We start from the raw sequence: 12,890 nt of genomic DNA on the forward strand, positions 1-12,890 counted from the left end.
GAGTAAAAGATTCGTAAAGACCAGTCATGCTGTCAGGCCGTAAGGTTAGCACACCAGGGCCATGATTGAGTGCACGGTCGATGCCGTGGAAAACCGACACAGAGCCGAGTATATGAACCAGAAAGCCCTCGAATTCGCCCTGCGCCAGACCATGCGATGGCTTGTGAGCCCGATGCTCAAGCCGTCTGTTCCAGTCAGGCTGCAAAGGCAGTTGATCAGCAAGGCGTACCTGACCTCCCGTCCGCCAAAGGGTTGCCATTTCCAGGAGATTGAAGCCGAGGGCATGGCAATAAACCGGGTCAGTTATACTGAGGAGCCCCGAGGCATCGTGATGTACCTGCATGGCGGAGGCTTCATCTGCGGGTCGCCGACAACACACCGGGGCCTGACCGGCCACCTTGCCAAGTCCAGCAACACCATGGTGATTGTGCCCGACTACCGGCTGGCCCCTGAAAACCCCTTTCCCGCCGCTCTGGACGATGCTGAAAAACTCTACCGCGCTCTGCTCGATGAGGAGCACCCGCCCGGTGCCATTTCCTTTGCCGGGGACTCTGCCGGCGGCGGTCTGGCAGTCGCGCTCTGCCTCAGGCTGAAGGAAAAGCGCATTCCTTTACCCGCCTCCCTGACCCTGTTTTCACCCTGGGTCGATCTGTCGAATGATCACCTGTATTCGCCAGAACAGGAGCCTCTGCTGAACCGGCAATGGATCGATAAAGCCGCTCGGCTCTACTGTGGCCCTGAAAGCCGGGCCAATCCGCTGATCTCGCCGATACACGGGGACCTGTCGGGATTACCGCCCATGCTGATTCAGGTTGGCAGCGAAGAAATTCTGATGAACGATTCCCAGCGCCTGGCTGACGCCGCGAAGCGGGATGGCGTAGAAGTGACACTCGATATCTACAACAGCCTCTGGCACGTGTTCCAGATTCACGCCGGCGAATTGGACCGGGCCACCCGGGCGGTCGATGACGCCGGCGAATTCATCCGGCGTCATCAGGAAATTGAGGAAGAGAACGCTCACCTCTGATCAGAGCCTCTTTCTGATCCCGGGGCCATTGCTTGATGGCCCATTCCAGCCGGGAAGCCATGGCGCGGTCACCAACCTGCGCCTGGTACTCCAGCTGTAATGGCCCCTTGCCCCTCAGGCTGCGGGCGCCTTTCGGTGCCCCGGCCTGATGTTCCGCAAACCGGCGCTCTACGTTCGTGGTGATACCCGTGTACAGGGCGCCGCCAGAGGTTCTGACCATGTAAACAGACCAGCCTGCCACGTTCACTCCCTTTCAGCCCACGGCCGCCACGGCAGGCGGTTTTGACCGCTTCTGCTGAATCCACAGCCCCGCCATGATCAGCACCAGGCCAATATATGTGGACGGCAGGATAATCTCGCCGAGAATAAAGTAGATAAATACCAGCGAGAGAAACGGCGAAATAAAGATCAGATTGCTGACTTTCGAGGTATTTTCAGCTTTTTTCATGGCGTAAGACCAGAGCACAAAGGCGATGCCCATTTCGAACACGCCTACGTAGACAGCGGCAGCTAGCCCGGTGGTCACCGGGAAGTCATACCCGTCAGTCAGGCCACAGGCCAGGGCAATCACCGGCAAGCCGCAGGTGAAATTCAGGAATAGCCCCACAACCGGATCGCGAGTGTCGCGGGTGGCAATAATCCAGTAGGACGCCCAGACCAAAGTACTGCCGATGGCATAAGCAACGCCCAATGGGTCTGAAAAGGTCATCGCCAGCAGGTCGCCACGAGTCGCAATCACAACCACACCGCTGTAGCAGACAAGCCCGGCAATTATGTCCGAGCGCCTCAGTTTATGCCCCAGGAAAGGCACCGACAGGTAGGCCAGCACCAGCGCCCAGGTATAGTTCAGGGGCTGAGCTTCCTGGGCGGGCAAGCGGTCAAAAGCGCCAAACAGCAGAAAATAGTACAGACAGGGATTCACCAGCCCCATGCCAATAGATTGCAGGTACTGGCGGCGAGTGAGCGAAAACACCAGGTGCCAACGGCCCTGGGCCATAAGAATCAGCGCCATCACCACAACCGAGGCGGAACAGGCCACCACTAACAACTGAACAGGGCTCAACTCCCTCAGCGACAGCTTGAAGGCCGTTGCTACCGTAGACCACAACAATACGGCCCCCAGTCCGAACAGCATCGCGTGCTTCTGGTTAGTCATCAGTTTCGTCCTTATCTGCATCCAGCCAACGGTAAAGCGTGCGACGGTTTACCTCCAGTATCTGCGCGGCACGGCGTTTATTGCCGTCACAGAAGGTCACCGCCCGCTCAATGGCGCCGGAGAGCTCACGCACGTTACCAAAAATCGGGCAATCTGCAAGAATGCCTGACGCCACCTAGAGAAATTGCAGAAAACTTCGCCCGTGGCGACAGGGCCTTTTGTGCAAACAGACCGGCTACTCAGGTACCAGCCAGTCAAGACTGGGCATTACTCCCAGGCACTGATCACCCGCAACATCCGCCAGCATGGCCGACAGTCTGGCATCAAACCCCCAGGGCGGGTTCACCACCAGCATGCCGGAACCGGACATGCCCCGATCAGGTTGCTGATTCAGAACAATTTCACTGCACAGCACCTTGCGCACAGGGCCAGTAGCGATGGCAGCTTTCAGGCGTTCATCCGGTCGACCGGCCAGGATCGGGTACCAGATCAGAAAAACCCCGTGCCGGCATTTCTGCCACGCCTGCTGAAGTGTTGCCGCTACCGACTCATAATCGGCTTTTACCTCATAGGAGGGGTCGATCAGAACCAGCAGTCGGGGTTGGGCTGGCGGCAGTTTGCCAATCAGCCCTTTCAGGCCATCTTCCTGGAACACTCGTACGCCAGCCCGGCCGCCGCCCTTTTGACGGACGGCCCAATCTGCCAGGGCACCGCCCTCGGCCGGGTGCAGCTCAAACGCCGACAGCGAATCCTGCTGTCGCAGATAGCGCTGAAACCAGATTGGCGAACCCGGATACTCTGTTAACGAACCCGTGTCATTCCCGGCGCTACTCAGGGCGCTCAGAAGTGCCCGCCAATCGTCGCCGGACAGTTTGCTGCGGCAGGCCCAGACCCTGCGAATTCCAGAGTCGGCTTCCCCGGTTTTCAGTGCCCGTTCCCCGGTCAGGTCATAAAGGGCGCTACCGGCGTGGGTATCGAAGCAGGCAATGCCGGACGCCTTGGCCTGCATCATTCGAATAGCAAGGACCAGTGACGCGTGTTTGTGAACATCGGCAAAATTACCGGCGTGGAAAGCATGAAGGTAACTCAGCATTCAGAACTCCAGGGGTGCAAAGCCCCTAGTTTACAGACAGAACTGGTATCCTTTTAAAAAAACTACCCGCAGGAGAGAGCACCTTGCCCGACAACACGAAGGATACTCTGGATCAGGTCTACAGCCTCATTGCCAATGAAGAAGACGCCCGGGCCTGCACCGACATCCCTGATGAAGCCTGCCGAGAGGTGCCACGAAACTTTTTCCTGATCATGGGCAGTAACGTTCTGACCAAACTGGGCGACCTGCTGGTCAGCCCGAAAACGGTTCTGGCCTGGCTGCTCAGCGCCGTTGGCGCACCGGCCCTGGTGGCCTGGCTGGTGCCAATCCGGGAATCCGGTTCGATGATTCCGCAAATGGTGATCGGTGCCTGGGTCCGGCGCAAGCCCGTGCGCAAGTGGTTCTGGACCCTGGGCAGCTTTGGCCAGGCGGCCAGTGTCGGGGGTATGGCCGCCAGTATCTGGTTTCTTGACGGCTACGCGGCGGGTTACGGCGTGATTATCGCCCTGGTCCTGTTCTCTCTGGCGCGGGGTTTCTGTTCGGTGTCGATGAAAGACGTTCAGGGCAAATGCATTCCCAAAAAGCGCAGGGGCCGGCTGTCTGGCCTTGCCTCAACCATTGGCGGCACCGCCACCGTCATTCTCACCCTGCTGCTTTTCTGGAACCGTGGTGACCCCGGCCTGCTTTTTTACACACTGCTGTTGCTGCTGGCGGCCGGCCTGTGGGTTATCGCGGGATTGCTGTTTGCCTCGGTTGATGAATACGAGGGGGAAACCGGCGGCGGTGGCAGCGCCCTTAAACAGGCGGTGCAAAGCCTGTCACTGCTTCGGGACGACCCGCCTTTCCGACATTTTGTGATTACCCGCGCGCTACTACTCTGTTCGGCCCTGGCTGCTCCCTATTTTGTGGTGCTGGCCCAGGGGGCGAACGACAGCGGCATGCTGCTGGGCGTGTTCCTGCTGGCCAGCAGTCTGGCAAGTTCTGTCAGCGCCAGTGTCTGGGGCTGGATGGCCGACGATTCCAGCCGGAAGGTGATGATTCGCGGCGCGCTGATTGCCAGCGCTGCGTGCCTGACCGTTGGCCTGGTGGCGTGGCAGTTCGGGAGCAGCGCCTGGGTTGGCTGGTTCTATCCCGCCGGGTTCTTTGTGCTGAGCATTGCCCACGCCGGGGTTCGCCTGGGCAGAAAAACCTATCTGGTGGATATGGCCGGGGGCAACAAGCGCACCGATTACACGTCGGTCAGCAACACCGTCATTGGCGTTCTGTTGCTGGTCACCGGCGGCCTGACCGCGCTGGTTTCGATGATCTCGGAAGTCGCGGTGATTCTGATGCTCGGCCTGATGGGGCTTGCCGGCGCCATCAGCGCCGTGGGCCTTGCTGATGTCACCAATGACTGATGGCGTTTACTCAGGTGGCAGCCCGTCGTTGAGGGCCAGCGCGCCCTTGACGATGCGATAGATCACCCAGATGGAGACGGCAAGCAGGATAAACCAGCCAATGATGATAAACGTGGTTACAAAACCGATCACACCCCACAACAGGCCGATCCAGAAAGTGCGGATCTGCCAGCGAAAATGGGGTTCAATCCAGGTGCCCCGCACTTCGTCCTGCTTGATGTAGTTAATGATGACCCCGGCAAGACCGGTGATACCACCCAGAAAAAAGGCCAGCGCCTGAAGGATATAGACTGCCACCGCGAGATTGCGGGCCGGGTCAGAGCGCCGGGATTCGGGGTCCGGACTCGCCGGGATAAACTCTGGATCACTCAATGCAGGCCTCCTCTGATGCTCTCGTTCCGAGTCTATCACAGCGACAGAAAACGCAAATCCCGCGACCGTTAGTGATTGTCCGGACGATACCCCACCCGGAAACCGCCCCAGTGCTTGCCATTCACGTAAACCGGTACCGACAGGTCGTGCATGATTTCACCGGTATCCCGGCGGTAGGTCTGTAGCAGCATGCTTTCCGTGTGCTGACCACAGCGGATGCCGGTCCGATCATTGAACAGTCGCTTGCTGCGGCTCTTCACCAGATCCACTTGCGGGTCGCCGGTGGGGGCATGGGCAAAGTCCCGGTTGTGGGTGGGCACGTAACCATCGGGGGCGGTGGAAATGGCGAAAACAATCGCGTTATGGGCGTTTTTCACCGATTCCTGAATGTCCGGCAGGTACTGGTCCGTAAAACGGTCAAAACTGCTGGAGTATTTGGGTGGCTGGGTATCACCAATCGTAGCACGGGTTCTGTCGAACAGAGCGCTCTCGGACAGGGTGTTATCGGCAATCGCCCGCTCAAACACCTGGCCAATGCGGTCAGCGCCGGAACGGGCCAGGTCGTAGAACGGCCGGTGATAGCTGGTCTCGCTGTTAAACGCAAACGACGCATTGGCCTGTTCCGCCAGCTCCATCAGTGTGGCCGCCTGCTCGGCCAGGGATGCGACGCTGGCGTCGCTTTCGCTGATCTGGTCCCGAACGGTTTCAATGGCCGACGACACCTGTTGCAGACTCTGTTCATTGTTCTGGTCAATTTCCGCAATACGGGCAACCTGCTGTTGAACCCGGTCAGACTGATCGCGAATCTGGTCCAGCCGACCGCCAACGCTTTCAACCGATTGCAGACCGGTTTCTACGCTTCTGGCAAGGTCTTCAATGCGGGAGACAATCAATGAGGTATCCGATTTTATTTCCTGCAGGGTTTCTGCCACCTCACTCGTGGCCTGCGCCGTGCGACCCGCCAATTGCCTGACTTCATCGGCAACCACGGCAAACCCACGGCCCTGGTCTCCTGCGCGGGCCGCCTCAATCGCGGCATTGAGCGCCAGCAGGTTGGTCTGCTCGGCAATGCCCTGAATGGTGGTGGTTACACCCTGAATGCGATTGGATTTTTCATCCAGCTCCTGAATCAGGCGCAGATTTTCACTGGACTGTTCGTGAACCACGCGCACACTGTCGATGGCCGATGCCAATGCTTCCCGGCCTTCAACACTCACCTGGCGATTCTGTATCGCCATGGTCGCCGCTTCCGTGGCCTGCTGGGCCGACTCCCGAACGCTTTCGGTAATCTGGCCGGCATAGTCGGCCATCTGGGCGGTTTCGTTAACCTGAAGATCAAGCCGAAGCTTCAACTGATCGGCGGCGTAAGAAACCTGTGCCGCCGAAATAGCGCTGCGGTCGGCGCCGCCGGACAGGGTTTTCACAAGCGCACGGCCCGCCCTGGCATCAGCCAGCAGGTTCGCGCACTGTTTGCCAAGGGGACTTTCCGGGCCCAACTCACCGGCGCCCAGTTGGCTGATGGAACTATCCAGCGGCTCCAGGACTCGCAACACCAGATACATCGTGGCCAATGCAAGGCCGACGACCAACCCGGCCAGGATCGATACCGTATCCAGCCCCATGACAGGTGCAGCCAGGCCAAGAACGATGGCTGCAACAACCGCAACCAGTACCCCCACCAAAAGAACAGGCCGACTGAGAAAACCCATAGCAACCTCGTTATTTTTATAAATGGTATTTACTGCATTAACACCCCGTTTATTTCGTGCGTCAACACTCGGTTTACGGCCGGCCGCCACGGTTTCCCCGGGCGGCCATTCTCGTTGCAGTGGTTTCGGGGCCGTCAGGCGCCCACGACACCACCATCATCGCGAGTCACAATCACCGTCGCATCACGGGGTCGTGACTCAGCCGAATTCGGCCAGTTTCCATCCGGGTGCTGGATATTCACGAACATGGTCCGGGTATCCGGCGTGGTGACGACACCAGTCACTTCGCAGCCCTGTGGACCAACAAAGAACCGCTTGATTTCCCGGGTTACGGGGTTGGCCGCCAGCATCATGTTGTTCTGGTAAGGGGCAGCGTCACTGCCGTCCGTCTGGATCCACAGCCGACCGTTATAGTCGAACCACAGTCCGTCGGGGCTGTTGAAGATGTTGGTGTCATCAAGTGTGACCACTGCCTCGCCATCCACAACGGTTTCGGTGCCCTGCTCACCGGCAAACACGAAGATGTCCCACATGAAGCTGTCAGCACTGTGGTCGCCCCCGTCTTCCATCCAGCGGATGATGTGCCCGGTCCTGTTCTCGGCAATAGGGTTCGCCGCATCCACCTGATCTTCAGTTCGTTGGCTGTTGTTGGTCAGGGTGAAATAGACCTCGCCCGTGTTCGGATCGACAGCGCCCCACTCAGGACGATCCATTGGGGTTGCCCCGGCAATATCCGCCGCCAGCCGGGTATTGACCAGCACATCCGCCTGGCTGGAGAAGCCGTCAAAGGCGATGTTGCCAACGGTCGTACCCTGCGCAGCCGTCACTGCGGCAGCGAAATCGGCGTCCTCCAGGGAAAGTGCCAGCCAGTCACCGCTGCCGTCCTCGTTGAAACGGGCCACGTAAAGCGTGCCCGTATCCAGCAGATATCCCCCTGCGGTAGCCGCGTAATAGGGTTGTGCAGAGACGAACTTATAAATGTATTCGAAGCGAGAATCGTCTCCTGAGTAACACACCAGGGGCTGGCCCTCGACAGCCGGCGCGAAAATGACGCCCTCATGACCAAACCTGCCCAGAGACGTGCGCTTCTGGGGCTTACTTTCCGGCGTGAAGGGGTCAATTTCGACCATGTAGCCGTAAGTGTTGGCCTCATTGCGATAATCGTCTGCCGCGGTCGCGCCCAGGGTTGATACGTTGAAGCGCAGATATTCATCGGCACCGTTATCGGCAAGCTCCCAATCATAGCGGGAGGTACTGTCAACGCCGTGGCGGACGTATTCACGGGGCCGGGTTTCATCGGCGGTGGCGAAGTAACCGTGCCAGTTTTCCTCCGCGGTAAGGTAGGTGCCCCATGGCGTCGGGCCCATGGCGCAGTTATTCAGGGTGCCACGGGTCTCAGTCGCATCAGGACTGTGCTTGGTGATCAGTTTTTCGAAGCCACGCACCGGGCCACGAATATCCATTGCAGTATTGCCAGTTACACGGCGATTAAAGGGACTGCCGTGCACAACCTCCCATTCGCCATCGGTACCCTGCTTGATGTGAATGACCGACACGCCGTGCGCTGCGATTTCCTTGCGAACCTCATCGGCGGGACGGACGCCACCATTATCAGCGGCTCTGGTTGGACCATCGGCGTGCAAGGCGCCCTGATTGATGTATTCATGGTTCATCACCAGAAGGCCTTCAGTGGAGCTGTTGCCACCGGCCTTCTGGTCAATCGGGAAGAAGTGGACGCCGTCATGGTGCATGCCGACCTGCTGTTCCTGATCCGCACCGGTGTTGGTGCCGTCTGCGCGGTACTCAGGGTAGCTGCCAGTGAGTGGCGTACCCCAGGGAACGAATGATTTCGCAGTATAGCCCTCCGGTACGACGGCGCGATTCTCAGTCGAGACGGCGACCGGCTTGAAACCCAGTTCAGTGTTGCTGGCCCCCGTGCCCGAGCCACCGACGTTGCCGCTGTCGCTATCGCTGTCAGAGCAACCCACCAGGCTGGCACCCATAAGGCTGGCGAGTGCGGCACCGACGCTGCCCTTCATAACCACCCGGCGGTTCATCCGGGCACTCAGGACAGAGGCAAAGGTCGGGTTTTCAGTGTGATTGACGGCGGGTTCGTAGTTTGGATCAAGGTAGTTCGGATCGATGTCTTGCTTCGCCATGGTAAAAGTCCCTCTCGGCAGTGTTGTGGTCTGGCGTGAGGCTTCAGTTTCAGCAAGGCAGATGACAGATAGCGGTCAGATCCGCGTCACTTTGTTTAACGTTTTTTGACACTACCAATAAAAAACCCGGCCAGTGGCCGGGTTTCCGTCAACGGGTATCAGACTGGCCTACTGGCCCATCTCGTCTGCGCTTTCTTCAATCTCGTCACCCGTTTCTTCAACGGCTTCACCCACTTCTTCGGCTGCGTCGCCAGCGGTATCCTTGGTTTCTTCCCAGGCTGTGTCGTTCTGACCCGTGGCATCCTCATAGGTTTCCTCGATAGAGTCACCGGCGTCGTCGACCATGTCTTCCACGTTTTCGCCGGCTTCTTCAAAATCAGCGCCTTCGTCATCCTGGCTACAGGCAGCAAGGCCTAGGGTCATTAGAAGTGCCAGTGCGCTCAAAGTCAGCTTGTTCATAATCGTATCCTTTCGATGATTGCTTGAAACAACACGGCGGAGTCTACAGCAGGGAATCCTTCCCCCCGATGGCTGGCAGGTTACGCTTTGTTTATACGGTTTTCAGAACGACGAAGGCGGGGAGAGCAGTCGGCCATCCAGGCTGAGAACGTGATCCAGCCTGAGCATCTGGCCTCGGCCCAAAAGCATGAAATCCTGACCGGCACGGCCAAAAAGGTCACGGATCATATCGTGGGTTGTCTGAATCTGCCCGGCGTCGTCCCGGTAGACGATTTCTGCCAACCGGGAGGACGTCAGATATTCACGAAGCAGCGCCTGAATTTCGCAGGAAACCGGCGGCGATTCGCCATTTGTGAATGACGGGGGCATAACAGTGCATCCGTTTGCAGCTGACATGCCCTCAAGTCTGGTTCACAAAGCCCCGGTTCGCCAATTACAGAAGCGCCAGCCTCAGAACCAGTCGGCCTTCATGTTGAGGCAGGTGTCGTCCTGATTTCTCAGCAACACCAGATCCTGGGCCACTGTCGGCAGCTCCCAGTGGAAGAAGTACTGCGCCGCCTGCAGTTTGCCCTGATAGAAATTTCGCTCATCGTCGGTGTTGGCCGAGCCCAGCGCATGAGCCGCGGCATTGGCCTGGCGCAGCCACATCCAGGACACCATGATGTGTCCGAACAGGTGCAGATAGCAGGACGCGTTTGCCAGCACCCGGTCCGGGTCTTCCGACATCAGCGATTTGCCCAGGCCCTGGGTTACTTTTACCGCCTGCTGAAGTGTTTCGCTCAGGGACAGTGCCCACTGCTGGCAGCGTTCTGTCGTCGCCGCCTCCAGATCGATCTGCATTTCCTGCATCAGCAGTTGCAGGCCGTGGCTCTGGTCCTGCCAGATTTTGCGACCCAAAAGATCCAGCGCCTGGATGCCGTTGGTGCCTTCGTGGATCGGGTTCAGACGGTTGTCGCGCCAGCACTGCTCCACCGGGTATTCACGGGTGTAACCAGCGCCGCCGTAGACCTGGATCGCCAGATCGTTGGCTTTAGGGCCGTACTCGGAAGGCCAGGCCTTGATCACCGGCGTCAGCAGGTCCAACAGTTTGCCGGCGCCCACCCGTTTTTCTTCATCCGGATGTGTGTGCTGATCGTCCATCAGCCGTGCGCCATAGAGGCACAGAGCCAGGCCGCCTTCGCTGTAGGCTTTCTGGGCCAGAAGCATGCGGCGAACGTCGGCGTGCTCAATGATTGGAATCTGAGGCGTCTCCGGGTTCTTTTCCGAGGCTTTTCGACCCTGCAGCCGATCTTTGGCATATTCCAGGCTGTGCATGTATCCGCGGTAGCCAATCAGGGCGGCGCCCATGCCAACGCCCACCCGGGCCTCGTTCATCATCTGGAACATGTATTTCAGGCCTTGATGAGGCTCGCCCACCAGATAGCCGTGGCAGGGGGCATCATCACCAAAACTGAGCGCCGTCGAGGTCGTGCCGCGGTAACCCAGCTTATGAATCAGACCGGCCAGGTGCACGCCATTGCGTTCGGCCAGGTTGCCATCCTCGTTCACCAGGTATTTGGGAACAATAAACAGGGAAATACCCTTGACCCCGGCTGGGGCACCCTTGATTTTTGCCAACACCATATGAACGATGTTTTCGGTGATGGACTGTTCACCGCCGGAAATCCAGATCTTCGCGCCTTTGATGAGGTAATCGCCCTCGTCGGTCGGCGTCGCTGAGGTGCGGATATCTCCAAGCGAAGAACCGGCATGGGGCTCGCTCAGTGCCATGGTGCCGCTGAAACGGCCGCTGAGCATGTGGGGCAAAAAGGTGTTCTTCTGCTGGTCGTTACCAAACACCCGAATCAGGTTGGCGGCCGCAGCAGTAAGGAAGGGATAACCGGCCGTTCCCGGGTTGGCAGCGGTAAAGAAGCCATTGCAGGCTGCCATAACCGATTCCGGAAGCTGCATACCGCCGAGCTCGTAGTCGTAACGTCCGGCAATAAACCCGGCATCGGCGTACGCGTCAAATGCCTCCTTGACCTGGGGCAACATCTCGACCTGGCCGTCCACGAACTTCGGCTCGTCCTTGTCGGCCAGAGCGTTGTGGGTGGCAAATTTTTCCCGGGCGATCTTGTCGGCGGTCTCGATTACCGCGTCGAAGGTCTCGCGGCTGTGCTCGCTGAATCGCTCCCGCTTACTCAGGCTTTCGGTATCAAAGACTTCGTAAAGCTGGAATGCCAGGTCACGGCGGTCGATCAGTGTGTCGGTCATTTCGGATCTCCTGTTAATTGCGGTAAGCCTCTCACAGCCTGCACTCCCTGAAAATCGGCATTTATGACATAATCCTGGTCAATACTGCCATGTTTTGAGTTCGGCGATCGGGCAATAGCGGGGATACCTATCCGGGACACGCTGTTAATACATCCATGTAAGCTTGACGTCAGCATCCATGCTGACGACAGTCCCGGATAGGTATCCCCGCCATTGCCCTGACCTGGAGTTCGCATGCAGACAGTCACTGTTATTGGGTTTGACGGTGCTCTAGGGAGTGCCATTACCGGCATTATTGATCTTTTCCGACTGGCGGGGGTTACCTGGGCGCGGATTAACAACGAAGAACCGACACCGAAATTCACCACGCGTCTGCTAACGTTCGACGGCCAGCCGTTTCGCTGTATTAACGGCATTACCCTTTTGCCAGATGGCGCACTGACCGACCCTGCCGCCAAACCCGCTGAGAACTCCCTGGTGATGATTCCCACCATCGGCGCACCGATTCCACGGGTACTGAACGAAAACCGGGGGCTGGTTGACTGGCTGGCGCAGTCCAGCCAGCAGAATAACGGCCAGGTGCGGCTGGCCAGCAACTGCACGGGGGCGTTTCTGCTGGCAGAAGCCGGGCTGCTGGATGGCCGGGAGGCAACCACCCACTGGGGCTTCAGTGAGCAGTTTCGACAGCGTTACCCGAAGGTGGATCTGCATCCGGAAAAACTGATCACTGTGGACGAGCCTGTCGCCTGTGCCGGCGGTGGTATGGCGTGGTGGGATCTTGGCATCTATCTGGTCGAACGCTACGCCGGTGCACAGACCGCCCGTGAGCTGGCAAAAGCCTTTGTAGTCGATGCCGGCCGGACCAGCCAGGCGCCCTACTCTGCGCTTCAGGCCAGACGCTATCATTCGGACACCGCCATCATGCAGCTTCAGGAATGGCTGGACCAGCACTACAGCCAGCCAGTGACACTGCAAACTCTTGCCGCTCTGAGTGGGCTGACAGAACGCTCCCTGATTCGCCGCTTCAAAGCGGCCACCGGTGACACACCAACCAGCTACCTGCAGGTGCTGAGAATTGAATCGGCCCGGCAGTTTCTGGAGCAGTCAAAACTGTCGGTCGACGAGATCACCCGGCGCATCGGCTATGAGGATGTCAGTTCTTTCAGTCGTCTGTTCAGCAAGCATACCGGCCTGGCACCGGGCGCCTACCGATCACGATTCGGCCTGTAAGGCCCACCCCACGCGGGTTTGGCCCGGGTTATGCA

The 12,890-nt window shown here is 58.6% G+C and carries 13 protein-coding genes; 3 read left to right on the forward strand and 10 right to left on the reverse strand.

Annotated elements, in window-relative coordinates; all coding sequences use genetic code 11:
• Positions 1–112: 112 nt before the first annotated feature.
• Positions 113–1,027 (forward strand): alpha/beta hydrolase, encoded by a 915-nt coding sequence (locus E5Q11_RS07385; protein ID WP_135802769.1) that lies wholly within the window; start codon positions 113–115, stop codon positions 1,025–1,027.
• Here the strand turns inward: E5Q11_RS07385 and E5Q11_RS07390 are convergent.
• Genes E5Q11_RS07390 through E5Q11_RS07405 form a run of 4 tightly spaced genes read right to left on the reverse strand, consistent with a single transcriptional unit; the run spans position 981 to position 3,276 of the window.
• Entirely contained in the window at positions 981–1,247 is a 267-nt protein-coding gene (locus tag E5Q11_RS07390; RefSeq protein ID WP_135803367.1) for a GIY-YIG nuclease family protein, read from the reverse strand. The two genes, E5Q11_RS07385 and E5Q11_RS07390, sit on opposite strands and share 47 nt — an antisense overlap.
• Positions 1,248–1,280: 33 nt before the next feature.
• Positions 1,281–2,183 (reverse strand): DMT family transporter, encoded by a 903-nt coding sequence (locus tag E5Q11_RS07395; RefSeq protein WP_135802770.1) that lies wholly within the window; start codon positions 2,181–2,183, stop codon positions 1,281–1,283.
• Positions 2,176–2,358 carry a helix-turn-helix domain-containing protein gene (locus tag E5Q11_RS07400; protein WP_135802771.1) on the reverse strand — a complete coding sequence of 61 codons (183 nt, stop codon included), beginning with the start codon at positions 2,356–2,358 and terminating at the stop codon, positions 2,176–2,178. Before E5Q11_RS07400 ends, E5Q11_RS07395 begins: the two co-directional genes overlap by 8 nt.
• A gap of 60 nt (positions 2,359–2,418) precedes the next feature.
• The gene (locus tag E5Q11_RS07405; protein ID WP_135802772.1) at positions 2,419–3,276 is read right to left on the reverse strand and encodes a 23S rRNA (adenine(2030)-N(6))-methyltransferase RlmJ; all 858 of its coding nucleotides are present in this window, start codon (positions 3,274–3,276) and stop codon (positions 2,419–2,421) included.
• 83 nt (positions 3,277–3,359) lie between these two features.
• Here E5Q11_RS07405 and E5Q11_RS07410 point away from each other — a divergent pair, with 83 nt between their 5' ends.
• Positions 3,360–4,673, forward strand: coding sequence for an MFS transporter (locus E5Q11_RS07410; RefSeq protein ID WP_135802773.1), 1,314 nt, complete (start codon positions 3,360–3,362; stop codon positions 4,671–4,673).
• 6 nt (positions 4,674–4,679) lie between these two features.
• Here the strand turns inward: E5Q11_RS07410 and E5Q11_RS07415 are convergent, their stop codons facing one another.
• The 6 genes from E5Q11_RS07415 to E5Q11_RS07440 form a co-directional block, all read right to left on the reverse strand.
• Complete coding sequence (locus E5Q11_RS07415) at positions 4,680–5,045, reverse strand: DUF4870 family protein (RefSeq protein ID WP_135802774.1); 366 nt, start codon at positions 5,043–5,045, stop codon at positions 4,680–4,682.
• A 68-nt stretch (positions 5,046–5,113) separates the two neighbouring features.
• Positions 5,114–6,754, reverse strand: a complete 1,641-nt coding sequence (locus E5Q11_RS07420) for a methyl-accepting chemotaxis protein (RefSeq protein ID WP_135802775.1) — start codon at positions 6,752–6,754, stop codon at positions 5,114–5,116.
• Between the two features lie 134 nt (positions 6,755–6,888).
• A complete protein-coding gene (locus E5Q11_RS07425) occupies positions 6,889–8,913 on the reverse strand; it encodes a PhoX family protein (RefSeq protein WP_135802776.1) in 2,025 nt (674 codons plus the stop codon).
• A 168-nt stretch (positions 8,914–9,081) separates the two neighbouring features.
• A complete protein-coding gene (locus E5Q11_RS07430; protein WP_135802777.1) occupies positions 9,082–9,372 on the reverse strand; it encodes a hypothetical protein in 291 nt (96 codons plus the stop codon).
• Between the two features lie 102 nt (positions 9,373–9,474).
• The gene (locus E5Q11_RS07435) at positions 9,475–9,741 is read right to left on the reverse strand and encodes a hypothetical protein (protein ID WP_135802778.1); all 267 of its coding nucleotides are present in this window, start codon (positions 9,739–9,741) and stop codon (positions 9,475–9,477) included.
• An 81-nt stretch (positions 9,742–9,822) separates the two neighbouring features.
• Positions 9,823–11,625: an acyl-CoA dehydrogenase gene (locus E5Q11_RS07440; protein WP_135802779.1), complete on the reverse strand. Its 1,803-nt coding sequence runs from the start codon at positions 11,623–11,625 to the stop codon at positions 9,823–9,825.
• Between the two features lie 234 nt (positions 11,626–11,859).
• On the opposite strand from E5Q11_RS07440, the gene E5Q11_RS07445 reads away from it, so the two are divergent.
• Complete coding sequence (locus tag E5Q11_RS07445) at positions 11,860–12,855, forward strand: GlxA family transcriptional regulator (RefSeq protein WP_135802780.1); 996 nt, start codon at positions 11,860–11,862, stop codon at positions 12,853–12,855.
• The last annotated feature ends 35 nt before the right edge of the window (positions 12,856–12,890 follow it).

The organism is Marinobacter confluentis (assembly GCF_004785685.1).
Taxonomy (GTDB): Bacteria; Pseudomonadota; Gammaproteobacteria; order Pseudomonadales; family Oleiphilaceae; genus Marinobacter; species Marinobacter confluentis.

Excerpts from the sequence above, each read along its gene's own strand:
- E5Q11_RS07385 (WP_135802769.1), top strand. The coding sequence starts at position 113 with ATGAACCAGAAAGCCCTCGAATTCGCCCTGCGCCAGACCATGCGATGG.
- E5Q11_RS07425 (WP_135802776.1), bottom strand. The coding sequence starts at position 8,913 with ATGGCGAAGCAAGACATCGATCCGAACTACCTTGATCCAAACTACGAA.
- E5Q11_RS07390 (WP_135803367.1), bottom strand. The coding sequence starts at position 1,247 with ATGGTCAGAACCTCTGGCGGCGCCCTGTACACGGGTATCACCACGAAC.
- E5Q11_RS07445 (WP_135802780.1), top strand. The coding sequence starts at position 11,860 with ATGCAGACAGTCACTGTTATTGGGTTTGACGGTGCTCTAGGGAGTGCC.
- E5Q11_RS07405 (WP_135802772.1), bottom strand. The coding sequence starts at position 3,276 with ATGCTGAGTTACCTTCATGCTTTCCACGCCGGTAATTTTGCCGATGTT.
- E5Q11_RS07440 (WP_135802779.1), bottom strand. The coding sequence starts at position 11,625 with ATGACCGACACACTGATCGACCGCCGTGACCTGGCATTCCAGCTTTAC.
- E5Q11_RS07435 (WP_135802778.1), bottom strand. The coding sequence starts at position 9,741 with ATGCCCCCGTCATTCACAAATGGCGAATCGCCGCCGGTTTCCTGCGAA.
- E5Q11_RS07395 (WP_135802770.1), bottom strand. The coding sequence starts at position 2,183 with ATGACTAACCAGAAGCACGCGATGCTGTTCGGACTGGGGGCCGTATTG.
- E5Q11_RS07420 (WP_135802775.1), bottom strand. The coding sequence starts at position 6,754 with ATGGGTTTTCTCAGTCGGCCTGTTCTTTTGGTGGGGGTACTGGTTGCG.
- E5Q11_RS07430 (WP_135802777.1), bottom strand. The coding sequence starts at position 9,372 with ATGAACAAGCTGACTTTGAGCGCACTGGCACTTCTAATGACCCTAGGC.